This is a genomic window from Massilia brevitalea (assembly GCF_030711405.1).
Classification (GTDB): domain Bacteria; phylum Pseudomonadota; class Gammaproteobacteria; order Burkholderiales; family Burkholderiaceae_D; genus Telluria; species Telluria brevitalea.
In genome coordinates this window covers 146567-172101 of sequence record NZ_JAULSI010000007.1, presented here as the reverse complement: position 1 = coordinate 172101, position 25535 = coordinate 146567, and the positions used below count along the sequence as shown (strand labels likewise).

General features: G+C 64.9%; 21 protein-coding genes. 10 read left to right on the top strand and 11 right to left on the bottom strand.

The genetic code is table 11. From position 1 onward, the window contains the following. Nucleotides 1-152: 152 nt before the first annotated feature. The 5 genes from QWL29_RS06465 to QWL29_RS06445 are packed head-to-tail and all read right to left on the bottom strand — an operon-like array spanning nucleotide 153 to nucleotide 5209. A complete protein-coding gene (locus QWL29_RS06465) occupies nucleotides 153-1106 on the bottom strand; it encodes an alpha/beta hydrolase (protein WP_305822061.1) in 954 nt (317 codons plus the stop codon). 20 nt (nucleotides 1107-1126) lie between these two features. Further along, nucleotides 1127-1930, bottom strand: a complete 804-nt coding sequence (locus QWL29_RS06460; protein ID WP_305822060.1) for a TatD family hydrolase — start codon at nucleotides 1928-1930, stop codon at nucleotides 1127-1129. A 2-nt stretch (nucleotides 1931-1932) separates the two neighbouring features. After that, nucleotides 1933-2643 carry a lipoprotein-releasing ABC transporter ATP-binding protein LolD gene (gene lolD / locus QWL29_RS06455; protein ID WP_305822059.1) on the bottom strand — a complete coding sequence of 237 codons (711 nt, stop codon included), beginning with the start codon at nucleotides 2641-2643 and terminating at the stop codon, nucleotides 1933-1935. Next, nucleotides 2636-3904, bottom strand: coding sequence for a lipoprotein-releasing ABC transporter permease subunit (locus QWL29_RS06450; RefSeq protein ID WP_305822058.1), 1269 nt, complete (start codon nucleotides 3902-3904; stop codon nucleotides 2636-2638). Before QWL29_RS06450 ends, lolD begins: the two co-directional genes overlap by 8 nt. A 33-nt stretch (nucleotides 3905-3937) precedes the next feature. Next, entirely contained in the window at nucleotides 3938-5209 is a 1272-nt protein-coding gene (locus QWL29_RS06445; RefSeq protein WP_305822057.1) for a lipoprotein-releasing ABC transporter permease subunit, read from the bottom strand. Nucleotides 5210-5403: 194 nt separating this feature from the next. Between QWL29_RS06445 and QWL29_RS06440 the strand changes: the two genes are divergently transcribed. Both QWL29_RS06440 and recJ read left to right on the top strand, forming a co-directional pair. Beyond that, nucleotides 5404-6435 (top strand): hypothetical protein, encoded by a 1032-nt coding sequence (locus QWL29_RS06440; protein ID WP_305822056.1) that lies wholly within the window; start codon nucleotides 5404-5406, stop codon nucleotides 6433-6435. Beyond that, on the top strand, nucleotides 6432-8129 hold the full coding sequence (recJ, locus tag QWL29_RS06435; protein WP_305822055.1) for a single-stranded-DNA-specific exonuclease RecJ: 1698 nt from the start codon (nucleotides 6432-6434) through the stop codon (nucleotides 8127-8129). The genes QWL29_RS06440 and recJ overlap by 4 nt, the downstream gene beginning before the upstream one ends. Before the next feature lie 285 nt (nucleotides 8130-8414). On the opposite strand, the gene QWL29_RS06430 is transcribed toward recJ, so the two are convergent. Further along, nucleotides 8415-8948: a YybH family protein gene (locus tag QWL29_RS06430; RefSeq protein WP_305822054.1), complete on the bottom strand. Its 534-nt coding sequence runs from the start codon at nucleotides 8946-8948 to the stop codon at nucleotides 8415-8417. A gap of 76 nt (nucleotides 8949-9024) precedes the next feature. Between QWL29_RS06430 and QWL29_RS06425 the strand changes: the two genes are divergently transcribed. The 3 genes from QWL29_RS06425 to QWL29_RS06415 are packed head-to-tail and all read left to right on the top strand — an operon-like array spanning nucleotide 9025 to nucleotide 10472. Beyond that, on the top strand, nucleotides 9025-9462 hold the full coding sequence (locus QWL29_RS06425; protein ID WP_305822053.1) for an MbcA/ParS/Xre antitoxin family protein: 438 nt from the start codon (nucleotides 9025-9027) through the stop codon (nucleotides 9460-9462). 2 nt (nucleotides 9463-9464) lie between these two features. Next, nucleotides 9465-10148 (top strand): RES family NAD+ phosphorylase, encoded by a 684-nt coding sequence (locus QWL29_RS06420; protein WP_370663670.1) that lies wholly within the window; start codon nucleotides 9465-9467, stop codon nucleotides 10146-10148. A gap of 3 nt (nucleotides 10149-10151) precedes the next feature. Continuing rightward, nucleotides 10152-10472 (top strand): DUF2288 domain-containing protein, encoded by a 321-nt coding sequence (locus tag QWL29_RS06415; protein WP_305822052.1) that lies wholly within the window; start codon nucleotides 10152-10154, stop codon nucleotides 10470-10472. 51 nt (nucleotides 10473-10523) lie between these two features. On the opposite strand, the gene QWL29_RS06410 is transcribed toward QWL29_RS06415, so the two are convergent. Beyond that, entirely contained in the window at nucleotides 10524-12137 is a 1614-nt protein-coding gene (locus QWL29_RS06410) for a methyl-accepting chemotaxis protein (protein ID WP_305822051.1), read from the bottom strand. Nucleotides 12138-12334: 197 nt separating this feature from the next. On the opposite strand from QWL29_RS06410, the gene QWL29_RS06405 reads away from it, so the two are divergent. Continuing rightward, nucleotides 12335-13084 carry a GAF domain-containing protein gene (locus QWL29_RS06405; protein ID WP_305822050.1) on the top strand — a complete coding sequence of 250 codons (750 nt, stop codon included), beginning with the start codon at nucleotides 12335-12337 and terminating at the stop codon, nucleotides 13082-13084. A 231-nt stretch (nucleotides 13085-13315) separates the two neighbouring features. On the opposite strand, the gene QWL29_RS06400 is transcribed toward QWL29_RS06405, so the two are convergent. Together QWL29_RS06400 and QWL29_RS06395 are read right to left on the bottom strand one after the other, a co-directional pair. Then, nucleotides 13316-13723, bottom strand: a complete 408-nt coding sequence (locus QWL29_RS06400) for a tetratricopeptide repeat protein (protein ID WP_305822049.1) — start codon at nucleotides 13721-13723, stop codon at nucleotides 13316-13318. 7 nt (nucleotides 13724-13730) lie between these two features. Continuing rightward, nucleotides 13731-15719 carry a bifunctional 2',3'-cyclic-nucleotide 2'-phosphodiesterase/3'-nucleotidase gene (locus tag QWL29_RS06395; RefSeq protein ID WP_370663669.1) on the bottom strand — a complete coding sequence of 663 codons (1989 nt, stop codon included), beginning with the start codon at nucleotides 15717-15719 and terminating at the stop codon, nucleotides 13731-13733. Nucleotides 15720-15900: 181 nt separating this feature from the next. Between QWL29_RS06395 and prfB the strand changes: the two genes are divergently transcribed. The 3 genes from prfB (at nucleotide 15901) to lysS (ending at nucleotide 19236) form a co-directional block, all read left to right on the top strand. Further along, a protein-coding gene (gene prfB / locus QWL29_RS06390) for a peptide chain release factor 2 (RefSeq protein ID WP_305822047.1) occupies nucleotides 15901-17011 on the top strand; the annotation gives its coding sequence in 2 pieces (ribosomal slippage) (nucleotides 15901-15981 and nucleotides 15983-17011; 1110 coding nt in all). Then, nucleotides 17008-17670, top strand: coding sequence for an HAD family hydrolase (locus QWL29_RS06385; RefSeq protein ID WP_305822046.1), 663 nt, complete (start codon nucleotides 17008-17010; stop codon nucleotides 17668-17670). The genes prfB and QWL29_RS06385 overlap by 4 nt, the downstream gene beginning before the upstream one ends. A gap of 21 nt (nucleotides 17671-17691) precedes the next feature. Continuing rightward, nucleotides 17692-19236, top strand: a complete 1545-nt coding sequence (gene lysS / locus QWL29_RS06380; protein WP_305822045.1) for a lysine--tRNA ligase — start codon at nucleotides 17692-17694, stop codon at nucleotides 19234-19236. Between the two features lie 517 nt (nucleotides 19237-19753). On the opposite strand, the gene ppnN is transcribed toward lysS, so the two are convergent. Further along, on the bottom strand, nucleotides 19754-21124 hold the full coding sequence (gene ppnN / locus QWL29_RS06375; protein WP_305822044.1) for a nucleotide 5'-monophosphate nucleosidase PpnN: 1371 nt from the start codon (nucleotides 21122-21124) through the stop codon (nucleotides 19754-19756). A 253-nt stretch (nucleotides 21125-21377) separates the two neighbouring features. On the opposite strand from ppnN, the gene QWL29_RS06370 reads away from it, so the two are divergent. Next, a complete protein-coding gene (locus QWL29_RS06370; RefSeq protein WP_305822043.1) occupies nucleotides 21378-22883 on the top strand; it encodes a peptide MFS transporter in 1506 nt (501 codons plus the stop codon). A gap of 367 nt (nucleotides 22884-23250) precedes the next feature. Here QWL29_RS06370 and QWL29_RS06365 read toward each other — a convergent pair whose 3' ends face one another. Then, entirely contained in the window at nucleotides 23251-25521 is a 2271-nt protein-coding gene (locus QWL29_RS06365; RefSeq protein WP_305822042.1) for an OPT family oligopeptide transporter, read from the bottom strand. Nucleotides 25522-25535: the final 14 nt, after the last annotated feature.

Here is a 25535-nt window from a genome sequence, read left to right as displayed (position 1 = left end):
TTCCGTCTCCCGTTTCGAAAACAGAATCGTCCCACGAGGGCCTGTTGGGCCCGTTGAGTCGTCTCATTGTATGCGCTCACAAAACGGTGCAACTAAACCGGGTTGTCGTTGTCGTGCCACGCGGCCTGTATGGATGGACAGTGCCGCCAGCGTCAGTGGGTAAGGAAGCCCGTGACGGCGGCCACCAGCGCGGGCGCCAGCGGCAGCGCGGGGTCGCCGTAGGACGGCAACTGCGCGGGACCGGGCGGCACCAGTTTCAGCACGTGGTTCATGCCGTCGACGATCTCGAGCCGCGCCTGCGGATATGCGGCCTTCAGCGCCCGGGCGTCGTCCACGTTCACCTGGATGTCGGTGGTGCCCTGGACGATCAGCACCGGCACCGCCAGCGCGGCGATGCGCTCGGCCGGCAGGTAGCGGAACTGCGACACCAGGTAGGGCTGCACGCTCGGACGATACAGTGCGGCCAGCAGCGGCGGCACTTCGCCGGCCAGTTCGCCCTGTTCGAGCTTGCCGAGGATGCGCTCGTTCTCTTCGTTCAGCGCAGGCGGCAGCTGGGCGGCCAGCTGGCGGCGCAGCACCGCCTGCAGCGGCGCGCCGGGTCCGGCGATCGAGACAAAGGCGGCGGCTCCGGCCTGGCGCGCGGCGACCATGCCGATCAGCGACCCTTCGCTGTGTCCGATCACGGCCACCCTGGAAAAGCGCGGGTCGGCCTTCAGGCGCGCGATCCAGGCCGCGGCATCGTCGATATAGGTCTCGAAGCGCAGTGCCGATTCGCTTCCCATGGCGGCGGCGCTGGCGCCGATGCCGCGCTTGTCGTAGCGGACCGAGGCGATCCCTTTCGCCGCCAGGGCCTCGGCCAGCATGCGCAGGCTGTCGTTGCGCCCCGGGAGCATGGCGGAATTGCCGTCGCGGTCAGTGGGGCCGGAGCCGGCGATGATCAGCGCGACCGGCGCCGGTCCTGTTGCCGCGGGCAGGCGCAGGCTACCGGCCAGCTTGCGGCTCGGGGTGTCGAGGACGATCTCCACATCGCCGGCCTGGGCCAGCACCGGCGGGGACAGGAACAGGAAAACGACGAAGACCCCAACAGACAGCAGCCGCTCGATCATTCCCGCCTCCCCTATCAAAATCATGAAACCAGCAGCGCCTGCAAACGCGGTATCGCCGCCAGCGAGTTATTCCAGGCGCATTGGCGCAGCGCGCCTTCGTCCATGCCGCGCAGCTGCGCCAGCGCCGCGCCGATGGCCGGCAGCTGTTCCGGACTGTTTCGTCCGGGGTGGATCCAGCTCGGCGAGATGTCGGGGGCATCTGTCTCCAGCACCAGTGCCTCCATCGGCAGCTCGCTCGCCAGGCGCCGGATCTGGAGCGCGCGCGTAAACGTCATGGCGCCGCCGAAGCCGAGGTGGAAGCCCAGTTTGATGTAGGTCTCGGCCTGCTGGAAGGAGCCATTGAAGGCATGCGCGATGCCACCCGCAGGCCGCACCTGACGCAGGTGTTTCAATACCTGGTCCTGGGAACGGCGCACGTGGGTCAGCACCGGCAAATCGAAATCGCGCGCGATGCGCAGCTGCTCGCGAAAGAACCGTTCCTGCTTCTCGCGCATGGCCGGCTCGCACAGCATGGGGATGAAGAAATCCAGGCCGATTTCGCCAATCGCCACGAAACGCGGCTCATTCATCGCCGCTTCGACCGCGGTGCGCAGCGCCACCAGGTCTTCGTCAAGCGCCTGCGGTACGTAGATCGGATGGATGCCGAGCGCATAACTTGCGTTCGGTGCGTTTGCAGCCAACTGCGCCACCACCTCGAAATTGCCGCGCTCGACCGCCGGGATCACGATCATCGACACCCCGCCCTCGCCCGCGCGCCGCGCCACATCCAGCGATTCTGCGCCGAACTCGTGGGCATCCAGGTGACAGTGGGTGTCGATCCACATCCTCAGCTTCCTTCCAGGGGCTCCAGCGGCTGCAGCCCGTGCTCGGTCATGCGCAGCGCGCGGTCGCAGCGGCGCGCCAGTTCCATGTCGTGGGTGACGATGACGAACGAGGTGCCGAGGGTGCGCGACAGCTCCAGCATCAAATCGAAAATCGCCATTGCCGTGGCATGGTCCAGGTTACCGGTCGGCTCGTCGGCCAGCACGCAGGCCGGCTCCGTGACCAGGGCGCGCGCCAGGGCCACGCGCTGGCGTTCGCCGCCCGACAGTTCGCCGGGGCGGTGGATCACGCGCTTGCCGAGGCCCACGCGCTCGAGGATGGCCTGTGCCTTCTGCTCGGCGCTTGCACGCTTTTCGCGGCGGATCATCAGCGGCATCACCACGTTGTCGAGCGCCGAGAACTCCGGCAGCAGGTGGTGGAACTGGTAGACGAAGCCGAGCGAGGAGTTGCGCAGTTCGCCGCGCCGGGTTTCGGACAGCGTCGCAAAATCCTCGCCCAGCAGGGTCACCGAGCCGGTGCTCGGCGTATCCAGGCCGCCGAGCAGGTGCAGCAGGGTCGACTTGCCCGAGCCCGAGGCGCCGACGATCGCCACGCGCTCGCCGCGCTGGATCGCGAAGTCGATCTTGTCCAGCACCTGCACCTGGTAGTCGCCCTGCTTGAAGGTCTTGCCCAGGCCGCGGCAGGCCAGGACTGGGCTATTCGACACATTATTCATAGCGCAGCGCCTCCGCAGGTTTCACACGCGAGGCCGAGCGGCTCGGGTAGACCGTGGCCGCAAAGGCCAGCAGCACGGCGACGCCGCCGATCTTGAATACGTCCGGCCAGCGCAGGTCCGACGGCACGGTGCTGTTTTGGTAGATATCCTTCGACAAGAACTGCACTCCCAACAAATGTTCAATGAATGGAACGATGACATCGATGTTCAGCGCGACCAGCACGCCGCCCACCACGCCGACCACGGCGCCGAGGATGCCGACCAGCGCGCCCTGGATCATGAAGATCTTCATGATGGATGCGGGCGACGCCCCCAGCGTGCGCAGGATCGCGATGTCGGCCTGCTTGTCGGTCACAGTCATCACCAGGGTCGAGACCAGGTTGAAGGCGGCCACCGTGATGATCAGGGTAAGGATGATGAACATCATCTTCTTTTCGGTCTGTACGGCGCCGAACCACACCGCGTTCAGCTTCGACCAGTCGCGCATCTCGAGCTTACCCGGCATCGACTTTTCCAGCTCGGCCGCCACCTGCGGCGCCTGATGCATGTCGGCGATGCGCAGGCGCAGGCCGGCCGGCGCCGACAGGCGCTCCATCTTTTCCGCATCGCCCAGGCTGACGAAAGCCATGCCGGCGTCGAATTCGGCATGCCCGGAGCGGAACAGGCCAGAGACGGTGAAGCTGCGCATGCGCGGCAGCATGCCGGCCGGCGTGGTCTGGGCCTGCGCCAGCAGCATGGTCACCTTGTCGCCCACCTGCAGGTTCAGCGACGACGCCAGCGCGTAGCCGAGCACGATGTTGAAGGTACCGGGTTTCAGGGACTCGAAGCTGCCCTGGACCATGGTGTTGGCTACATCCGAGATGGTGCGTTCCGCTTCCGGCAGCACGCCGCGGATCGTCGCCGGACGCATCGCGCCTTCGCGCTGCTGCAGCAGGCCCTGGGATTCGACGAAAGGCGCGGCGGCGCGCACGGCCGGGTTCTTCAGCGCTTGCGCGGCGGCTTCGCGCCACTGCGGCATGTCGCCGCGCGCATCAAAAACCTCGATGTGGGCCAGCACCGACAGCATGCGGTCGGTCACCTGCTTCTGGAAGCCGTTCATCACCGACAGCACGATGATCAGGGCCGCCACGCCCAGGGCGATGCCGGCCACCGAGATCAGCGAAATAAAGGACAGGAAGCCGCTGTGGGCCGTGCCCTTGCCTGCGCGCGTGTAGCGCAGGCCGACCAGCCATTCGAACGGCAGTTTATGTAAGAGACTCATGAGGTGTTCTATAGCAGGGTCGGTAAAACGGGGTCACTCGTAGCGCAGGGCTTCGGCCGGCTTCACGCGCGCCGCCGCCCAGCTCGGGTACAGGGTGGCGAAAAAGGCGAGCAGCACGGCCACGCCGCCGATGCTGCCGACGTCGGACCACTGCAGGTCGGAGGGAATCTCGCTGATCAGGTAGATCTCCTTCGAGATGAACTGGATGCCGAGCACGCGCTCGATGGCCGGCACGATCACGTCCACATTCATTGCCACCGCCACGCCCAGCGTCACGCCGAGCAGGCCACCCAGCACGCCCACCAGCGTGCCCTGCACGATGAAGATCTTCATGATCGAGCGCGGCGAGGCGCCGAGGGTGCGCAGGATCGCGATGTCGGCCTGCTTGTCTTTCACCGTCATGACCAGGGTCGAGACCAGGTTGAAGGCGGCCACCGCGATGATCAGGGTCAGGATGATGAACATCATGCGCTTTTGCGAGCCGACGGCGGCGAACCAGATGGTGTTCACCTGCGACCAGTCGCGCATGACGTAATCCTGGTTCATGCTCTGGCGCAGCTCGGCCGCCACGCGCGGCGCCTGGTGCAGGTCGTGCAGGCGCAGGCGCAGGCCAACCGGGCCGGCCAGGCCGACCGTCTGCGCCGCATCTTCGAGATGGGCGAAGCCGAGCATGGAATCGAATTCGTAGTGGCCGGCCTCGAAGATGCCGGAGACGATGAAGGTCTTGGTGCGCGGCGCGGCCGGGGCGCCCCCTTCCGTGGCGCCGGACGTCCCGAGCAGCATGGTGACGCGTTCGCCGACGCCCGCATGCAGGGCATCGGCCAGGGCGCGGCCGATGACGATGTTCATCGAGCCGGGCGTGAGGGAGTCGAGGCTGCCTTGCTTCATCTCGCGCGCGACGTCGGAGACGCTGGCTTCCTCGCCTGGGAGCACGCCGCGCACCAGCACCGGCTTCATCACGCCGTCGCGCAGCAGCATGCCCTGGATTTCGACGAAAGGCGCCGCGGCCGCCACCTGCGGGTTACGTGCGGCCTCACGACTCACCGCGCGCCAGTCGGGCATGGCGCCGCGCACGTCGAAGATCTCGACGTGGGCCAGCACCGACAGCATGCGGTCGGTGACTTCCTTCTGGAAGCCGTTCATCACCGACAGCACCACGATCAGGGCGGCCACGCCGAGCGCAATGCCGGCCACCGAGATCATGGAGATGAAGGAAATGAAGCGATTCCGTCCGCTGCGCTTGCCGGCGCGCGTGTAGCGCAGGCCGACTGCCCATTCGTACGGCAGTTTCTGGATGATGCTCATGAAATTTGTAGAGTTTGACAACTGATCTCGCAGTATGCCACGCAAAGCTCATCCATGACAGGGCGCACACGGTGCTGACGCTGTGGCAAACTCGTGGCAACGCTGTGGCAAGGGCGTCACGTACTTGCCGTCCGGGTGGGCCGCTGGCGGCGCCGCGCCTCGTGGCGCCAGCCGTTTTCGCCTACAATCACGGCATGTCCCAGATTACGCTTGTCCTGCCCTCCGCCCTTCCCGTTCCCGAATTCGCCCCCGACCTGGTGCGCGCCCTGCAGGCGCCCGCCCTGGCCAGCCTGCTGTCGCGCACGGGCGCGCAGCGGCGCCTGCCCGCCGACGAGTCCGTGCGCGCCCTGCCCCATGAGACCTGGCTCGCGCGCACGCTCGGCCTGGGCAGCACCGGCCAACCCGCCTTTGCCGGCGCCGCCATGCGCAGCTACGGGCTGGAAGCCAGCGGCGGGACCTGGTTCATCGTCAACCCGGTGCACATCGAAATCGCACGCACCCACCTGATGATGGGCGACCCGCGCCACCTGGGCCTGGCCGAGGCGGACAGCCGCGCCCTGTTCGATGCGGCTCGGCCTTACGTGGAAGAAGCCGGCCACGCCCTGCTCTACGGCGACGCCCAGACCTGGTTCCTGCGCGCCGACGACTGGGCCGGCCTCGACACCGCCACGCCCGACGCCGCCCTCGGCATGGACCTGACCGACTGGATGCCGCTGGGCGAGCGCGCCGCCGCTTTCCGCCGCCTGCAGAACGAAATCCAGATCCTGTGGCACACGCATCCGGTGAACGCTGCCCGCGAAGCGCGCCGCCTGCCGGCCGTGAACGCCTTCTGGCCCTGGGGTGCGGCCAGTGCCGCCAGCGCGGCCGGCATGCCCGTCAACGGCGCCAGGCTGGCCGCCTTCGATACCGCAGCCTGGCTGGCGCAGCTGGCCGGCACAAGCTCGTCCGACCTGGCCGGATTGACGTCCGCGATCGACGGCGACACCCTATTAGTGTGCGGCAGCGCTGCTTCGTACGCGGCCGCGGCCGACTGGGGCGGCTGGATCGGCGTCATGACACAGCTTGAAGCCCAGCTGTTCGCCCCCATCCTGGAGAGTTTGAAGAACGGCCGCATACGCGAAGTGAAGCTGGTGCTGAGCCACCGCGACGCCCTGCTCGAAGCCACCACCAACGCAATGGCGCAACGCAAGTTCTGGCGCCGCAATACCCTGGAATCCCTGCTGTGAAAACCCGCATCTCCGTCCGTCCCTGCCCTTTCCGCGCCTCCGAGCTGCTGCGCCAGGGCGGCGTCCACCCTGTGCTGGCGCGCATCTACGCGGCGCGCGGCCTGCTTGATGTGCGTGAACTGGCCAGCGAACTGGCCGCGCTGGCCCCGCCCGGCGGCCTGAAGCACATCGACAACGCCGCCGTGTTCCTGGCCGACGCAATTGGCGCGCACAAGAACATGACCATCGTCGCCGACTACGACTGCGACGGCGCCACCGCCTGCGCCGTGGCCCTGCGCGGCCTGCGCGCGATGGGGGCAAAGGTCGATTACATCGTGCCCGACCGCGTGGTGCACGGCTACGGCCTCACGCCCGAGATCGTCGAGCTGGCGGTGCGCGAGAAGAACCCGGACGTCATCATCACGGTCGACAACGGCATCGCCAGCGTCGAGGGCGTGCTGGAGGCGAACCGGCGCGGCATCGAGGTCGTGGTCACCGACCATCACCTGCCGGGCGACGCCCTGCCGCCGGCGCGCGTGATCGTGAATCCGAACCAGCCCGAATGCGGCTTCCCCAGCAAGAACCTGGCCGGCGTGGGTGTGGTGTTCTATGTACTGCTGGCCCTGCGCGCCGAACTGCGCCGCCGCGGCGTGTTCGATGCGCAAAACCAGCCGAAACTCGACAACCTGCTCGACCTGGTGGCCCTGGGCACGGTGGCCGACGTGGTCAAACTCGACGCCAACAACCGCATCCTGGTCGCGCAGGGCATCAAGCGCATGCGCGCCGGGCGCATGCATGCCGGCGTGGCGGCGCTGTTCCGGGTGGCGGGGCGCGAAGCGCGCAGCGCCTCGCCGTTCGACCTCGGCTTTGCCGTCGGCCCGCGCCTGAACGCCGCCGGGCGCCTGGAAGACATGGCGCTCGGCATCGAGTGCCTGACCACCGACGACGAAGGCCGCGCCTGGGCGATTGCCCAGCAGCTCAACGAAATCAACCTGAAGCGGCGCGAGATCGAAGCCGACATGCAGGATACCGCCCTGCTGCACCTGGACGACTTCCAGCCCTCGAACAGCAGCACGATCGCCGTGTTCGACGAAGGCTGGCACCAGGGCGTGATCGGCATCGTCGCCTCGCGCCTGAAGGAAAAGTTCTACCGGCCGACGATTACCTTCGCGCCAGGCGGCGTGGGCCTGATCAAGGGCTCGGGGCGCTCGATCCCCGGTTTCCACATGCGCGATGCGCTCGACCTGGTGTCGAAGCGCGTGCCTGGGCTGATCGACAAGTTCGGCGGCCACGCGATGGCGGCCGGGCTGACCATCAAGGCCGAGCACCTTGCCACCTTCTGCGAGGCCTTCGAGGCGGTCGGGCGCGCCTGGCTCAGCGAAGCCCAGCTGGAACGCGTGGTCGAGACCGACGGGCCGCTGGAAGACGAGTTCTATTCGACCCAGTTCATCGAGCTGTGCGATGGGCAGGTATGGGGGCAAGGCTTTGCGCCGCCGGTGTTCTGCGACGAATTCCGCGTGATGAGCCAACGGATCTTGAAAGACAAGCACCTGAAGCTGCTGCTGGAAAAGAACGGGCGGCGCTACGATGCGATCTGGTTCGGGCACACCGACGGGCTGGGCGAGCGTGCGCGCGTGGCGTTCCGGCTCGATGCGAACGAGTATAACGGCGTGACCAAGGTGCAGCTGCTGGTGGAGCATGCAGAGCCGGCGTGACCGGCTCGCGATGGCGGAATGGCCGGGCTCGCGACGGTGGAATGACCGGGCCCGCGAATGCGGAATGACTACGGAATGACCAGACCGCGACTGCGGAATAACCGGGTGTTCGTAGGGTGGGCTCTTGAGCCCACGCGGTCGTACCGCTGCGTTCTCGTCAAGTGCCGCGAGACCGTGGAGCAAGCAGACCGTGATCGAATGAGCGGTTCGACACATCAACCGCCGTACCGCGTGGGCACAAGTGCCCACCCTACAACAGCAAGTCCAGCCAACGCAGGGCCAAGATCACCGCCCGCAATCGCAGCCGCGATCGAACACGACCTTCCACGTCCCCGGCCCTTCCAGCCGCCATACCGAATTGAAGCGCCCGATCTGCTTGCCCGATGCGTCAAGCACCGGCCCGCTGCTGTAGGCCAGCGTGCCCGAATCGAGCACCTGCACGTCATCCGGCGTCCAGGCGAACGGCGCAGTCGGCCCGTCGAAATACCCGCGCCAGGCCTGCGTTACCGCATCGCGCCCACGCTTCGCCCCGCCCGGTCCCATGAACACCGCCTCCTTCGACAGGAAACCGCCAAACGCCTCGAAGTCGCGCGCCTTCATGCTCGCGGCAAACGCGCGTTCCGTCTCCATCACCTGTTGCCGCAATTCGTCCTGCGTGCCGCCCGCGCCGCGCGCCATGCAGGCGGCCAGCACGACCGCCGCCAGCACGCCTGCCAGCGCGCATGTCATCCACTTCGGCATTCCCTTCATCATCCCCTTCGATCGCCAATGCATGGAAATATCCTTTTCCTTTTGACAAGTCGACGGCAATTCTGTCACGGTCTATCCGGCTTGACAACCAGAGTTGCAATGCCTCCGAAATAGGAGTATAAATACTCCAAAACCGGAGGAAACCATGAACCTCGCTTATGCTTACCCGAAGAGCCGCTTCGAGCCGACCGTGCTGGTCGACCTCAGTTCACGTGCCGAGCGCGAGCGCTTGTCCCAATCGGCCCTGAAGGGCTTTTTCAAACTGGCCGCCGCCTGGCAGCTGCGCGACGAAGATGCGCGCGAGCTGCTCGGCGGCCTGTCCGCGTCCAGTTTCTACGACTGGAAAAAGAACCCGGACCGCGTGCTCGAAGCCGACCGCATCACGCGCATCTCTTATCTGTTAGGTATCTACAAGGCCCTGCACATTTTGTACGGCGACAAACTCGCCGACGAATGGGTGCACCTGCCGAACACCAACATCATTTTCGGCGGGCGCACGCCGCTGGTGCTGATGCTGGGCGGCGGCATGCTGGCCATGCAAACCGTGCGCCAGCTGCTCGACGCGCGCCGCGGAGGGCTCTGATCTTGGCGGTCGTTCCGCAACTGACGGCGCTGCGCCAGTTCGACACCTGCCGCCTGATCCCCTCGCGCTTTGCCGACCTCGAGGATTCGGTGCTGGCGCCACTGGCCGATGACAACAGGCTCCTGCGCGATTTGTTCGACCTCGAAAACGCCACCAACGAACGCCTGCGCGGCGAGGCCGGCCTGTTGCCCGGCATCGGCGTCGACGAACTGGTCTTCGGCGTGCCGAACTTCCGCATCGTCAACGCAGCCTATACCTATGCGCGCCCGGAAGGCAGCCGCTTCAACGACGGCACGCGCGGCGCCTGGTATTGCGCCTTCGAGGCCGAGACGGCGCTGGCCGAGGTCAGCTTCCACAAGACGGTCGAGTACCAGGAAATCAATCGCTTCGACGACAGCGTGACCTACCAGTCCATGCTGGCCGATTTCAATGCCAGCTTCCACGATATCCGTGGCATCGAGAATTTTGCCGGCTGCCTCGATCCGCAAAGCTATATCGCTTCCCAGGCGCTGGCGGCCGAGCTGCTCGACCTGGGGTCGATGGGCGTGATCTATCCGAGCGTGCGCCGTCCCGAAGGCGTCAACCTGGCGTGCTTTCGCCCCGCGCTGGTCGGCAATGTACGCAAGGGGCCGGCCTATCGGTTAACATGGGCGGGTACGCCGCAACCGCGCATCGAAATTATCTAGAGAATGAAAACGAATCCTGACAACGACACCGAACTGCACGACAAGATCAACCGCGAAACCGGCCGCGTCCGCTGGGACGAACTCGAGCGCCACTTCGCGCAAGGCAATGTGATCTACGTCAGCGAAACGCTCGACCTGGTCGACATCGCCGTGCGCATCTCGCACGACGACAAGGAGCATATTGCGCGCTGGATGGGCGAAGGCAAGATCGCCAAGGTGTCGGATGTGCAGGCCCAGAGCTGGGCCGCCGGCGAAGTCGAACTATGGGCGTCGGTCGTGCACCCCTTCATCCTGGTGCAGCCCGACAAGAAGCAAATCAACTAAACTGCGCCTCCGTGAAGCAGGCGCCGGCCGCCTGGCCGGCTTGCCCTGAACTCAGCCCGCCAGCGCCGGCACCGGCTGGCGCACGCGGCGCGGCGGCTCGATGCCGGTGGCCGCTTCGCCCGACTCGAGCTGGAAGGTATTGACCACCGCCGCCAGCTCGTCGGCCTGCATGCGCAGCGACTGCGCCGCCGCCGACGCTTCCTCGACCAGGGCCGCATTCTGCAGCGTCATCTCGTCCAGGCGCACGATGGCCGAGTCGACGTGTTCGATGTCCTCGCTCTGCGAACGCGTCGCGCTCGAGATCTGGCCCATGATGTCGTTCACGCGCTGCACGCCGCTCACCACCTTGCGCATGGTCTCGCCGGCCTGGGCTACCAGCGCCGTGCCGGCGCCGACCTTGCTCACCGAATCCTCGATCAGCACCTTGATTTCCTTGGCCGCTGCCGCCGAGCGGTGCGCCAGGTTGCGCACCTCGCTCGCCACCACGGCAAAGCCGCGGCCCTGCTCGCCGGCGCGCGCCGCTTCCACCGCCGCATTCAAGGCCAGGATATTGGTCTGGAAGGCGATGCTGTCGATGACGCTGATGATCTCCTCGATCTTGCGCGAGGATTCCTGGATCAGGTTCATGGTCGAGACCACGCCGTCCACGGTAGCGCCGCCTTCGACCGACACCTTCGAGGCTTCGCCTGCCAGCGTGCTGGCCTGGGCCGCGTAGTCGGCGTTCTGGCGCACCGAGCCGATCAGCTGTTTCATCGAGCCGGCGATCTGCGCCAGCGCCGCGGCCTGCGACTCGGTGCGGGCCGACAAATCGAGGTTGCCGGTGGCGATTTCGGCCGAGGCCGAGGCAATCGCATCGGTGCCGCCGCGTACCTTGGCCACGATGCCGCTCAGGCTGTCGCGCATGGCGCTCATGGCCGACAGCAGGCTGCTCGGGAGGGCGCGGCGGGTGTCCACCTGCTGGTGCAGCTGGCCCTGGGCAATGGCGCGCGCGACGTCGGTCGCATACGCCGGCTCGCCGCCCAGCTGGTCGAGCAGGTTGCGCGAAATGGTAAAGCCGATCACGGCGCACAGCAGCGCGCACAGGACCGCCAGGCCGCTGATCCAGTAGCGCGCGCCGTCGGCTTCGGCAACGGCAGCGGCGCCGGCCTGGTTGGTCTGACCCTGCAGCTCCTGCACCAGCAGCCCGATGTCGGCCACGATCTGGCGCCGCAACGGGCTGCATTCCTGCACCAGGAAGGTGCCGTAGCCTTCCATGTCGCCGCTCGTGCGGTACTTGCGCGGACGTTCGAGTTCGCGCGCCATCGCCAGCATGCCCTCCTTGACCTTCCCGTACTGGGCATTGCCGCCCAGGACAGGATCGAGCCGGCTCATGGCTGCCAGATAGGCCGCCTTTTGCGTGTCGAGGATGTCGAGCTCGCGGGTCGCCTGCGCCGCATCGTGGAAGATGAAGGCATTGCGCGCGGCGATGCCGGTCTGCCCGAGCGCCTCGCGCGCGGCGTACAGCGGCTCGAGCTGGGCACTGTGGAAGGACTCGACCTCGACCAGGGCGGTCTCGATGCTGTTCACACGTGAAATCGCGAAGCCGGCCAGGATCAATGTAACGACCAGCACCGCGGCAAAGGCGGTATACAGCCGGACCGCAAGCCGCGCTTGGAAAAATTTCATGTGTGCTCCTGGCAGGAAGGTAGGGGTCCGTATGTACACGGGAATGACAGATTTGCGGCAGATTGTCCACTATCAATTGTTTTTTGGCAACCTAAATTGCGGTATTTGTTGCTTTAATCACGAGGGTTCGTTACTTCAAGATAGCGCTTAAGTAGTTTCATCAAATCGGCTATACTTCAAGAAAAGTAGGAATATTGATGACCAGCAACTATACGGACGAGGATCCCATCCTCACCACGAGCGCAGCCGCGCGCATGTTGGGCGTCGCCACAAGTACCGTCCAGCTCTGGATGGAAAGCGGTGCGATCGAATCATGGAAAACCCCGGGTGGCCACCGCCGTACGCGCGAGAGCCTGATCCGGGCCTTGATGAACAAGGTCGGGGGCCACGAAGCCGGGGCTACCGGCCGCCGCGTGCCGCCGACTCCCAACGATCCCGAATACCTTGCCGAACCCGGCACGCCGTTCCCGGTCGGGGCCGACGAAAACGCGCGCCTGGCCGCGCTGGCCGCATCCGGCCTGGTCGACAGCCCGGAAGAAGACCGTTTCGACCGCATCGTGCGCCTGGCCTCGATGGCCACCGATTCGCCGATCGCCCTGATTTCGCTGCTGACGACCAAACGCCAGTGGTTCAAGGCGCGCGTCGGCCTGGCGCCCCAGCAGACCCCGCGCGAATGGGCCTTCTGCTCGCACGCCATCCTGCAGGACAAGCCCTTCGTGGTGGAAGACGCGACCTCGGACGAGCGTTTCAGCGGCAACCCGCTGGTGCTGGCCGACCCGCACATCCGCTTCTACGCCGGCGTCCCGCTGCGCGACCAGGACGGCCACGCCATGGGCACCCTGTGCGTGATCGACCGCGAACCGCGCAAGCTGCGCGCAAACGAACTGCAGGCGCTGCTCGACCTGGCGGCGATTGCCGCCGCGGAGATCGGGCGCGAGCGGAAATAAAGGCCGAAGTCAGCACCGCCGCGGCGGTGTTTTGCGTGGGGCGGGCTCCCGTGGCCACGCGTAGACCACGATCAGCCACCTGCTTGAACCCTAGGGTGGGCACTTGTGCCCACGCGGTATGGTACAGATGCGTTCCGCACAGCCTGCAAACATCGACGATGCTCGTATCGGGGTTTTCGTCACGTGTGTTTGGATGCGGATGGCGAGACCGCGTGGGCACAAGTGCCCACCCTACCGCTCTCGATGCATCATCGCATGCGCCGCCTGCCGCATCAGCAGCTCCGCCTTGCGCGGATCGGGCTCCGTCATCGCCAGCTGCTGCAAGGCTTCCGGATACTCCAGATCGCCCGCCATCTCCAGCCAGCGCCGGGCCTCTTTCGCGTCAAGTGGACCGCCCTCACCCGCCGCCAGCATGTTCGACAACACGAACATCGCCGGTGCCACGCCACCCTGTGCCGCCTGCGTGAGCAGCTCGCGGGCACGCACCGGATCGGCCGGCACACCCTCGCCATTGCGCACCTTGAGCGCCAGCTGGTAAACCGACCTGGCATCAGGCGGCGCCTCGGCAGGCGCCGCGCCGGCATGCGCCGCCAGCATGCAAGCGGTCATGCAGGCCAGCAGCAGCGCCGTCATCGTCATTTGGCCCTCATTTAACCAAATCCACCGCGTACAGCGCAAACCCCTTGCCCAGCCCATCGTCGGCCTGCAGCAGGCTCACATTCTCCAGCCCCGCCTCCTGCGCAATGCCGAGCATGCCCGGCGCCGTATGGAACACCACCGGCCCCGCCGTCTTCACGGGCGCGAAACGCCAGCTGCGCGCCTTGCCATTGGCCTTGCGCGTCAGGTGCTTCGTATCGCGCACATAGCCGATCAACACGTCGCGGCTGGTATCCGGCGAGGCAAAGATGGTCTTGCTGCCATCGAGTCCCGGGAAGTTGCCGCCGCCCGAAGCGCGGTAGTTGTTGGTCGCAACGATGAACTCCTGCGCCAGGTCGAGCGGCGCGCCGCGCAGCATCAGCTTCTTCACGCGCCCGCCCGGCGGCTGGGTGACGTCGATCTCGTAGCTGATCTCATCGGAGGTCACGGTATCGAAGTTATAGCTCGGGAAGTTCGGATTCACCAGCTCCTGCGGCTCCTTCTTCGCCGGGTCGATGGTGTTGAAACGGCGCGCCGCCATTTCCAGCCAGGCCTTCAGGCCGTGGCCGTCGATTTTCACCGCGTGCAGCGCGTTCGGATACAGGTACAAATCGGCCGCATTGTTCATCGCCAGCTGGCCGGCCGCGACGTCGGTGTAGTCGAAGGCGCCGGCAAAGCCGTTCTTGAAGGCCGCCGACATCGACAGCACCGGCAGCTTCGCATACTGCGGCAGGTTGGCCGCGACGTACTTCTTCACGTAGGCGGTCTGCGCCTGGTTCACTACCTGGATCGCCGACGGGTCGCCCACGTCGACGAAGTAGGTCGTCAGGCGGAAGTCGCTGCTGCCGACCGGCGTCTTCACGTACGCGATGGTCGCTTCGTGCTCTGCGCGGATCAGCGCCTGCACTTCGGCGCTCGGTTCCACGAAAGACTTGTCCGCATTCTGGGCGGCGCGCGCCTCGACGGTCGTCTTGGTCTTGTCGATCGTCCAGCGCTTGCCGTCGGCGCGCAGGGTCAGCGCCACCACGCCCAGGTGCTTGCCCCACAGGTTCGCCATCACGGTCGGCACGCCATGCACGAAGCCTTTTACCTTGTCGACGTTCGGCAGGTTGAACTGCGGCGCGGTGCTGGCCGCGTTCGGAAACAGCTGGTGCGAGTGCCCGAGCAGCATCACGTCCACGCCCGGCACCTGCGCCAGGTAATAGCCGGCGTTTTCCATGTCCGGCGTGTAGGGACTGCCATCGAGGCCGCCGTGCGAAATCACCACCACCACGTCGGCGCCCTTGCGGCGCATCTCGGGGATGTACTTCTCGGCCGCTTCGCGCACGCCGGTGGTGTAGACCTTGCCGTCCAGCCAGCGCTTGTCCCAGGACATGATGGCCGGCGGCGTAAAGCCGATGATCCCGACCTTTACTTTCGCCTTGATGGCGCGGCCCTTGGAGTCTTGCGCGCTGACTTCCTTCTCGACGATGCGGTAAGGCGCGAACAGCGGCTTCTTCGTGCTGACGCTGTAGACGTTGGCCAGCACCTGCGGGAAAGCGGGGCCGGCGCATTTCTTCGGCTGGTCGATGCCGGGTACCTTGAACTGCTGACCGGTCACCTGGCCGAGGAAGCCCAGGCCGTAGTTGAATTCGTGGTTGCCGATCGAGGCGCCGTCGTACTTCAGCGCGTTCATGACCTTGTAGATGCCCAGGGTCTGGTCGCAGCGCACCGGATTGACGAGTGCCTGGTAGTCGGCCAGCGCCGTGCCCTGGATGGTGTCGCCGTTGTCGAACAGGACGGTATTCGCGTACTCGCCGCGCGCCTGCGCGATCAGGGTCGCGGTGCGGTCCAGGCCGATCGACGGTTCGGCGGCCAGCTTGAAGTAATCGTAGCCGACCACGGTAGCGTGCAGGTCGGTGGTCTCGAGCACGGCGAGGACGGCGCTCGCACCTTTCGGCGCATCTTTTGCCATGACAGGCGCGGCAGTCAGAGCCGGCAATGCGGGCAACATCGCCATGGCGATTTGATAAGAAATTGGATAACGCATGAGCATCTTCGGATTGGGAACCGGGCGATGATACGGCAGCGGCGCAATCCATGCCAAGAAAGCGCCGAAACGCGGCATCCGCCCAGTCGCCATGACGACGGCCTAAGGTATAATCGAAGGTTCGATTTAACTCACTTACGACGCCAAGATCATGGAAGCTGAACGCATCAACGCCATCTCCGCCCTGCTGAACGACCTGACCAGCCGTGAAGCCGAACTTCGGAGGTATCTTTGACTTCGATCGGAAGTCAGAGAAACTAGAACAGGTCAACCAGGAACTCGAAGATCCCACCGTCTGGAACGACCAGAAACGGGCCCAGGATCTCGGCAAGGAAAAGAAGGCGCTCGAAGCCGTCGTGCTGACGCTTGAAAAAGCGAAGGCCGACCTGGCCGACGCCTCCGACCTGTTCGAGATGGCGCGCGAAGAAGGCGACGACGATACCCTGGAAGCCATCGGCGGCGACGCCGACGCGATCGGCAAGATCATCGAGGCGATGGAGTTCCGCCGCATGTTCAGCAACCCGATGGACCATGCGAGCTGCTTCATCGACATCCAGGCCGGCGCCGGCGGAACCGAAGCCCAGGACTGGGCCTCGATGCTGCTGCGCCAGTACCTGCGCTATTGCGAACGCAAGGGCTTCAAGGCCGAAATCCTGGAACAGTCCGAGGGCGAGGTCGCGGGTATCAAGACCGCCACCATCAAGGTCGACGGCGAGTACGCCTATGGCCACCTGCGCACCGAAACCGGCGTGCACCGCCTGGTGCGCAAGTCCCCGTTCGACTCGGCCAACGGCCGCCACACCTCGTTCACCTCGCTGTTCGTGTACCCGGAAGTCGACGACTCGATCGAAATCGAGATCAACCCGGCCGACGTGCGCATCGATACCTACCGCGCATCCGGCGCGGGCGGCCAGCACATCAACAAGACCGACTCCGCGGTGCGCCTGACGCACGGCCCGTCGGGCATCGTGGTGCAGTGCCAGAACGACCGTTCGCAGCACCGCAACAAGGCCGAAGCCTGGGACATGCTGCGCGCGAAACTGTATGAACTCGAACTGCGCAACCGCATGAGCGAACAGCAGAAGCTGGAAGACTCGAAGACCGACGTCGGCTGGGGCCACCAGATCCGTTCCTACGTGCTCGACCAATCGCGCATCAAGGACTTGCGTACCGGTTTCGAGACCGGCAACACCAAGAACGTGCTGGACGGCGACCTGGACGACTTCATCTCGGCCTCGCTGAAGCAAGGCGTCGGCGCATGAGCGTCGTCAAGCGCGCGCTGATCTTCGACATGGACGGCACCATCGTCGACAACATGGCCTTCCATACGAAGTCGTGGATCGCCTTCTTCGAACGGCGCGGCCATGCCATCGACGCGGACGCATTCTTCCGCGCGACGGCCGGCCGCCAGGGCGGGGAAATCATCCGCTCGCACTTCGGCGAACACCTGCTCGACGACGAGGTGATGACGCTGAACCACGAGAAGGAAGCCGTCTACCGCGAGCTGTACGCGCCGCACCGCAAGGCGGTCGAAGGATTCGAAGACCTGATCGCCGATGCGAAGTCGCATGGCATCGCGCTGGCGGTCGGCACCGCCGCCCCGCCGGCCAACGTCGAGTTCACGCTCGACGGCCTGGACCTGCGCCGCCACTTCGACGCGATTGTCGGCGCCACCGATGTAGCACGCGGCAAGCCGCACCCGGACGTCTTCCTCGAAGCGGCGAAACGCTGCGGCGCGGAACCTGCCGACTGCATCGTCTTCGAAGACGCGCCGCTGGGCGTGGAAGCGGCGCGGCGCGCCGGCATGCGCGCCGTGGTGCTGACCACCACCCTGCCGGCCGAGGCCTTTGCCGAATTCGACAACGTGATCACGATCGTCTCCGACTTCTCGCAGCTGTCGCTCGACGAGCTGTTCGCCTGATCAAATCAAACGAGTACCAATATGACCACCGAAAACCAAGAAAACGCGCCCGTGCAAGCCACGCCGGCGGCCGACGAAAACAAGATCATGGCCGAGCGCCGCGTGAAGCTGTCCGCGATCCGCGAAAAAGGCGTCGCCTTCCCGAACGACTTCAAGCCGCAGCACAAGGCCGCCGACCTGCACGAGCATTACGGTGCGCTGACCCGCGAAGAGCTGGAAGCGAAAGCGATTCCTGTGGTGCTGGGCGGCCGCATGATGCTCAAGCGCGAAGCCGGCAGGAAGGCCGCCTTCGCCACCCTGCAGGATGCCTCCGGCGTGCGCGCCGACGGCCGCATCCAGATCTACGTGACCCTGGACGCCACCGGCGAAGCGGCGATGGAAGCCTTCCGCAGCTACGACCTGGGCGACATCCTGGGCGTCGAAGGTACCCTGTTCAAGACCAAGGTCGACGAGCTGACCATCAAGGTCACGACCCTGCGCCTGGTGACCAAGGCCCTGCGCCCGCTGCCGGACAAATTCCACGGCCTGGCCGACCAGGAAACCAAATACCGCCAGCGCTACGTCGACCTGATCATGAACGAAGACACGCGCCGCACCTTCAAGGCGCGTACCGCCGCGCTGTCGTCGATGCGCCGCTTCATGGAAAAGAACGACTTCATGGAAGTCGAGACCCCGATGCTGCACCCGATCCCGGGCGGCGCCGCGGCGAAACCCTTCATCACCCACCACAACGCGCTCGACATGCAGATGTTCCTGCGGATCGCGCCCGAGCTGTACCTGAAGCGCCTGGTGGTGGGCGGCTTCGACCGCGTGTTCGAAGTGAACCGCAACTTCCGTAACGAGGGCGTGTCGATCCGTCACAACCCCGAGTTCACGATGATGGAGTTCTACGCGGCCTACACCGACTACACCTGGCTGATGGACTTCACCGAAGCCGTGATCCGCCAGGCCGCGGTGGACGCCCAAGGCACGGCCGTGCTGTCCTACGGTGGCCGCGAGCTGGATTTGTCGAAGCCCTTCCAGCGCCTGACCATCGTCCAGGCCATCAACAAGTACGCACCGGGCTATACCGCCGAGCAGCTGGAAGACGCGGAATTCATCAAGGCTGAACTGAAGAAGTTCGGCGTCAAGCCCTTCGCCACCGCCGGCCTGGGCGCGCTGCAACTGGCGCTGTTCGAAGAGACCGCCGAAGCCCAGCTCTGGGAACCGACCTACATCATCGACTACCCGGTCGAAGTGTCGCCGCTGGCCCGTGCATCGGACACCCGCGCCGGCATCACCGAGCGCTTCGAGCTGTTCATGGTCGGCCGCGAGATTGCCAACGGTTTCTCGGAGCTGAACGATCCGGAAGACCAGGCCGCACGCTTCCTGTCGCAAGTCGAAGCCAAGGAAGCCGGCGACGACGAAGCGATGTACTACGACGCCGACTACATCCGCGCGCTGGAATACGGCATGCCGCCGGCCGGCGGCTGCGGCATCGGCATCGACCGTTTGATCATGATCCTGACCGATTCGCCGAACATCCGCGACGTGCTGCTGTTCCCGCATTTGCGCAAGGAAGACTGATCGTCGTTTGATTCGATAAAAACGGGGCGCTTGAGGCGCCCCGTTTTTATATTGCGGCATGCGATCCCATCGCCGGCGCCGCTTGCATTGGTANCCGCATTTGCGCAAGGAAGACTGATCGTCGTTTGATTCGATAAAAACGGGGCGCTTGAGGCGCCCCGTTTTTATATTGCGGCATGCGATCCCATCGCCGGCGCCGCTTGCATTGGTAGCCTCAACCGTACGGTGGGCACTCCGTGCCCACGCGGTTACGTGTTCATCCGAATTCGGTGGCTTCAATGACTCGCTCCGGAACGTGTGCGACTGCGACGGCGCCAACATGACGCTTTGGGATGCGCCGCCACTTGCCACGTGTCGCGCACCAAATGACGCCAGCACGGCTCACGCGTTCGCGTGGGCACAAGGTGCACACCCACGAGAAAACGACTACGGAAGCGCTAACTCGGCTCTCTTTGAACCGCTAACACTGCGCACGCTTCCGCGTGGGCACGGGGTGCCTTGCGCGGCCCGGCCCACCCTACTGGACGATGGTATAGCAAGGCACATACGCCTTGCCCGGCAGCTTCATCCGGCTTTGCTCCACGAACGACGCCAGCAGCGCATCCATCGGTCCCATGATCTCCGGGTCGCCATGGATCTCGTACTTGCCGTGCTTTTCGATCTCGCGTATCCCCTCTTCCTTCACGTTCCCCGCCACCACGCCCGAGAACGCGCGGCGCAGATTCGCCGCCAGCAAATGGGTTTCCTGGTTCTTGTGCAGCGACAGGTTGCGCATGTTTTCATGCGTCGGCTTGAATGGCCGCTGGAATTCCTGGTCGATCTTCAACAGCCAGTTGAAGTAATAGGCGTCGCTCCTGGCCTTGCGGAATTCACGCACCCCCTTGATCCCGGCCGCCATCTCGCGCGCCACCGCATCCGGATCGTCGATGATGATCTTGTAGCGTGCCCGCGCCTTGTCGCCCAGGGTCTGGGCGATGAAGCCGTCGATCTGCTCGAAGTATTCGCGCGCCGTGGCCGGACCCGTGAAAATGAGCGGGAACGGCATCTCGGCATTGTCCGGATGCAGCAGGATCCCGAGAATGTACAGGATCTCTTCGGCCGTACCCGCCCCGCCCGGGAACACGCAAATGCCATGGCCGACGCGCACGAACGCTTCCAGGCGCTTCTCGATGTCCGGCATGATGATCAGGTCGTTCACGATCGGGTTCGGCGATTCGGCGGCAATGATGCCCGGCTCGGAAATACCGAGATAGCGCCCGTTCTGCAAGCGCTGCTTGGCGTGGCCGATGTTCGCGCCCTTCATCGGGCCTTTCATCGCGCCCGGGCCGCAGCCGGTGCAGATATCGAGTTCGCGCAGGCCGAGCGCATAGCCGACTTCCTTCGAATAGTTGTATTCGACGCGGTTGATCGAGTGCCCGCCCCAGCACACCACCAGGTTCGGATTGCGCTGCGTCTGCAGCACGTTCGCGTTACGCAGGATATGGAACACGGCATCGGTGATGCCTTCCGGCGACGACAAATTGAAACGCGGGTTGTCGGTGACTTCGAAATTCACGAACACGATGTCGCGCAGCACGGCGAACAGGTGTTCGTGGATCCCCTTGATCATCTTGCCGTCGACGAAAGCGATGGCCGGTGCGCCGCGGATATCGAGCTTGATGCCGCGCTCGCGCTGGATGATGCTGATATCGAAGCTGCTGTAGCGCTCCAGCAGTTCCTTGCCATCGTCGATGGAACTGCCGCAGTTCAGGACCGCGAGCGCGCATTTGCGGAATACGGAATACAGGCCGCCCTGGCTGGTGTCGAGCAGTTTGGCCACTTCGGCCTTGGACAGGACTTCCAGCCGGCCTTCTGGAGAAATGAGAGTGTCGACGACTTCGTAGTTCATATGGCCTTCCTTTTATAACGCTCTTGTAAACGAAACTGGCTTTTCACCAATATACGACAAAGGCGCCCGGCATGCCCGTCCCCGTGCGTGCTGTTTGTGCGGCGCTGCACCATGCGCGCGCGTGTTTACCACAATGGCAAATAATTTTCTTGTGCTCTGCAATTTCCACTAAAATGCGTGCGGATTGGAAGGCGGGATTGTCACGGCCTTCCGACTACGAGAGCTTTTTAAAAACTATTTCGGGAGGACCCGCATGAGCGGTGCAGCTGCTACACCCGCCGACAAGGGCGCGATTCCAGAATTCAAACAAATCATGGGCCACCCAGCACCGCTGTGGATGCTGTTCATGACCGAATTCTGGGAGCGCTTCGCTTTCTACGGCATCCGTTGGGCCCTGGTGCTCTACATCGTCGCCCAGTTCTATGAAGGCAGCGCCGTCGGCCAGGCGAGTGCCAACCTGACCTACGGGTCCTACCTCGCGCTGGTGTATGCCGGCGCCGTCTTCGGCGGCCTGATCGCCGACCGCGTGATCGGCTACCAGCGTTCGATCCTGATCGGCGCCGTGTTCATGGCGGCCGGCCTGTTCATGATCACGATACCGAGCGAAGACATCTTCAAGCTCGGCCTCGCGACCATCATCGTCGGCAACGGCATGTTCAAGCCGAACATCTCGACCATGGTCGGTAAACTCTATGCGTTGAATGACACGCGCCGCGATTCGGGCTTCACCATCTTCTACATGGGCATCAACACCGGCGCCTTCATCGCGCCGATCCTGACCCAGGTACTGGCCGAGCGCTTCGGCAGCCCGGACATGCCCGCCTACAAGGTCGTGTTCTTCGCTTCCGGCATCGGCATGCTGATCAGCCTCGTGTGGTTCTACATCGGCCGCAAGACCTTGGCCGGCATCGGCGCCCCCGACGCCAACGCGCAAGGTCCTGGCCGCTCGATCGCCGTCATCGTCGGCAGCCTGGTCGTCATCCCTGGCGTGTACTTCCTGCTGAAACTCGGCGCCGACACCCTGCAGGTGATCCTGACCGTGCTGTTCATCGCCCTGGCGGTCATGCTGATGGTCGAAGGTATCCGCAACGGCAAGGTCGCGCGCGACAAGACCATCGCCATGATGATCATCTTCGTCTTCAACATCCTGTTCTGGATGTTCTTCGAACAGGCGGGCAGCTCGTTCACCTTCCTGGCCGACAAGATCGTCGACCGTGACCTGAACGGCTGGATCTTCCCGGTTGCCTGGTTCCAGAGCGTGAACTCGGTCGCCATCATCGCCTGCGCGCCGATCATCGCCGCGATCTGGGTCATGCTGGGCCGCCGCAACGCCAACCCTTCCATCCCGCGCAAGTTCGGCCTCGGCCTGATCTTCAACGGCCTGGCCTTCGGCCTGCTGGTGTACGCGCTGTCGACCCTCGTCAACGACGCCGGCAAGATCCCGTTCTGGACCCTGTTCATGGTCTACGTGATCCAGTCAATCGGTGAACTCTGCCTGTCGCCGATCGGCCTGTCGATGGTGACCAAGCTGGCGCCGGTGCGCCTGGTTGGCCTGGGCATGGGCGGCTGGTTCCTGTCGACCGGTATCGGCAACAACCTGTCGGGCATCTTCGCCTCGCACGTCTCGGGTTCGTCGGGCATGTCGATCAACTCGGCACTCGACGGCTACATGTCGGGCCTGGAGTGGCTGGTCGGCGGCGGCATCCTGCTGTTCCTGATCGCACCACTGATCCAGAAGCTGATGCACGGCGTGAAGTAAGCGCGCATCATCGCGCTTCAATGAAAGACGGCAGCCTGCGGGCTGCCGTTTTTTTATTCCTGCACCGCGTTACCATCCAGTTCGCGGGCCCTTGTCGGCGCATGACTTGTTCGGGCGGGTGGCGCGGTGCTTGAGCTGGGGTATCGGTTCGGCCATACGGATGCTTGACTGGATGATGTGATTCAAGCGCATGATCTGGCGTTTGTTTGAGGCCGCGTCGATGCATACGGTAAGACCGCGTGGGCACAAGTGCCCACCCTACGCCCCGTTGTAGGGTGGGCACTTGTGCCCACGCGGTCTGAGCATCAATGACCACGCGACGCATCGACCACCAATGAAAACGGGCGCCATCGGCGCCCGTTCTGCTTTACTTCTGCGCCCGCTCGCGCGCCACCCAGTACAGCAACAGCACGATCGCCGCATACGGCAATAAGGAGAGCAAGTCCGCATTCACCCCCGCAAAGAACGGATTCGAGCCTTCCGCCCACTTCGCCATCATGCTGTCGAAGTTGGTCATCACCCCCGCCGTGATCGCAATCACGATCCCCGCCAGCGCACCGCCGGCGATGTAGCCCGAGGCCAGCAAGGTGCCCGAGCTGCGGTCGCCCGCCGCCTGGCGCTCTTCGTCATTCAGCTTGGCGTACTGCGGCAGCTTGTTGTTGCGGCGGTCCGCCACCCAGCGCACCGCGCCGCCGACCGCGATCGGCAGCGTCGACACCAGCGGCAGGTACACGCCCACCGAGAACGCCAGCGCCTGGATGCCGGCCAGTTCCAGCACCACCGAGATCATCACGCCGAACAGCACCAGCGTCCACGGCAGCTGCTGGTCGAGGATGCCCTTGATGATGTAGGACATCAGCACCGCCTTCGGCGCATCGTATTTCTTGACTTCGGTGCCGTCCGGACGCTGGTGGTAGTGGCCGTTGATGCCCGGGTCGACCAGGTAGGCCAGCTTGCCGTCGTCGGCGACCAGGTACTTGCCCTCAGGCCCACCAACGGTGTCAAGCTTGCGCCAGACCTTGTAGGTCTTGTTGTCGCTCTCGGCCTGCGGGCCTTGCAGCTGCGCCGTCTCGGTCAGCTTCGACACGTCGACCGTCACGCCAGGCGCCACCTGGGCCGCCGGTACGTACACGGTGCCGGCATCGTTCAGCTTCAGCAGGATCGGCCCCAGGATCAGCGCCGACGCAAAGGCGCCGCACAGGATGGCGTACTGCTGCAGGCGCGGCGTCGAGCCGACCAGGAAGCCGGTCTTCAAGTCCTGCGAGGTGGTGCCGGCGTTACTCGCCGCGATGCAGACGATGGCGCCGACCGACAGCGCGGTCACGTAATAACGGCCGCCGGTCCAGCCCATCAGCAGGAAGATCAGGCAGGTGAACAGCAGCGTGGCCACGGCCATGCCGGAGATCGGGTTCGACGAGGAACCGACTTCGCCGGTCAGGCGCGAGGACACGGTGGCGAACAGGAAGCCGAACACCAGGATCAGGAGCGCGCCCAGCAAATTCATGTGCAGCGGCGTGGCGAAGGTGATGATGGCGATGATCGCCAGGCAGCCGATCGCCACCCATTTGAAGGGAATGTCCTTGTCGGTACGCAGTTCGCCCGCCGCCGAGGTTTTACCTTTGCCCCCGCTGTTGCTCATACTGGCAAGGCCGCCCTTCAAGCCATTCCAGATCGAGGGCAACGAACGCACCAGCGAAATCAGCCCGCCCGCCGCCACGGCGCCGGCGCCGATGTACAGCACATAAGCGTCGCGGATGTCGTCCGGCGACATGTCCTTGATGAGCATGGTCCCGGGCGACAGCGGCACAGTCAGCAGCTCGCCGAAGAACTTGATCATCGGGATCAGCATCAGGTAAGACAGCACGCCGCCGGCCGCCATGGTGAAGGCGATGCGCGGGCCGATGATGTAGCCCACGCCGACCAGTTCCGGCGACAGCTCGGCGCCGGCCGAACCTGCCTTCAGCGGCGCGCCGAACTCGAAGTTGGCGACGTCCTTCCAGCCTTTCAGCGAGACGTTGGCCACCTTGTACAGCAGGCCAAGGCCGAAGCCGCCGAAGATGATGGCGGCGCGGCGTTTGGCCTCAACGGCGGCGTCGGAACCTTCGACGCGCACTTCGCCGGCCGCTTCGCGCGAGGTGTCGGTGGCCGCGGCCTTCAGCACTTCGGCGCAGGCCGTGCCTTCCGGGTACTTCAGTTCGCGGTGGGCGTCGACGATCATGGTGCGGCGCATCGGGATCATCATCAGGATGCCGAGCAGGCCGCCCAGGATCCCGACCAGCATCACGCGCGAGATCTCGAGGTCGAAGCCGAGGATCATAATCGCGGGCATGGTCACGCCCAGGCCGAAGGCGAGCGACTCGCCGGCCGAACCGGCGGTCTGCGTGATGCTGTTCTCCAGGATGGTGGACTCGCGCCCGCCCATCTTCTTGAACATGCCGAACAGGGTGATGGCGATCACGGCGACGGGAATCGAGGCGCTGACGGTCAGGCCGACCTTCAGCACCAGATACAGCGAAGAGGCGCCGAAGACCATGCCCAATACCACGCCCATGACAAGGGCGCGGATGGTCATTTCGGGGAGTTGCGCCGTGGCCGGAATATACGGCTTCACGGCGGGAGGAGCGGGATCGTAGGGCATCGTGTTCCTTGTGT

What these genes read in the sequence shown, in the direction of transcription:
- QWL29_RS06465 (WP_305822061.1), bottom strand. Translation starts at nt 1,106, where the DNA reads ATGATCGAGCGGCTGCTGTCTGTTGGGGTCTTCGTCGTTTTCCTGTTC.
- QWL29_RS06460 (WP_305822060.1), bottom strand. Translation starts at nt 1,930, where the DNA reads ATGTGGATCGACACCCACTGTCACCTGGATGCCCACGAGTTCGGCGCA.
- lolD (WP_305822059.1), bottom strand. Translation starts at nt 2,643, where the DNA reads ATGAATAATGTGTCGAATAGCCCAGTCCTGGCCTGCCGCGGCCTGGGC.
- QWL29_RS06450 (WP_305822058.1), bottom strand. Translation starts at nt 3,904, where the DNA reads ATGAGTCTCTTACATAAACTGCCGTTCGAATGGCTGGTCGGCCTGCGC.
- QWL29_RS06445 (WP_305822057.1), bottom strand. Translation starts at nt 5,209, where the DNA reads ATGAGCATCATCCAGAAACTGCCGTACGAATGGGCAGTCGGCCTGCGC.
- QWL29_RS06440 (WP_305822056.1), top strand. Translation starts at nt 5,404, where the DNA reads ATGTCCCAGATTACGCTTGTCCTGCCCTCCGCCCTTCCCGTTCCCGAA.
- QWL29_RS06425 (WP_305822053.1), top strand. Translation starts at nt 9,025, where the DNA reads ATGAACCTCGCTTATGCTTACCCGAAGAGCCGCTTCGAGCCGACCGTG.
- QWL29_RS06415 (WP_305822052.1), top strand. Translation starts at nt 10,152, where the DNA reads ATGAAAACGAATCCTGACAACGACACCGAACTGCACGACAAGATCAAC.
- QWL29_RS06410 (WP_305822051.1), bottom strand. Translation starts at nt 12,137, where the DNA reads ATGAAATTTTTCCAAGCGCGGCTTGCGGTCCGGCTGTATACCGCCTTT.
- QWL29_RS06405 (WP_305822050.1), top strand. Translation starts at nt 12,335, where the DNA reads ATGACCAGCAACTATACGGACGAGGATCCCATCCTCACCACGAGCGCA.
- QWL29_RS06400 (WP_305822049.1), bottom strand. Translation starts at nt 13,723, where the DNA reads ATGACGATGACGGCGCTGCTGCTGGCCTGCATGACCGCTTGCATGCTG.
- QWL29_RS06395 (WP_370663669.1), bottom strand. Translation starts at nt 15,719, where the DNA reads ATGGCGATGTTGCCCGCATTGCCGGCTCTGACTGCCGCGCCTGTCATG.
- QWL29_RS06385 (WP_305822046.1), top strand. Translation starts at nt 17,008, where the DNA reads ATGAGCGTCGTCAAGCGCGCGCTGATCTTCGACATGGACGGCACCATC.
- lysS (WP_305822045.1), top strand. Translation starts at nt 17,692, where the DNA reads ATGACCACCGAAAACCAAGAAAACGCGCCCGTGCAAGCCACGCCGGCG.
- ppnN (WP_305822044.1), bottom strand. Translation starts at nt 21,124, where the DNA reads ATGAACTACGAAGTCGTCGACACTCTCATTTCTCCAGAAGGCCGGCTG.
- QWL29_RS06370 (WP_305822043.1), top strand. Translation starts at nt 21,378, where the DNA reads ATGAGCGGTGCAGCTGCTACACCCGCCGACAAGGGCGCGATTCCAGAA.
- QWL29_RS06365 (WP_305822042.1), bottom strand. Translation starts at nt 25,521, where the DNA reads ATGCCCTACGATCCCGCTCCTCCCGCCGTGAAGCCGTATATTCCGGCC.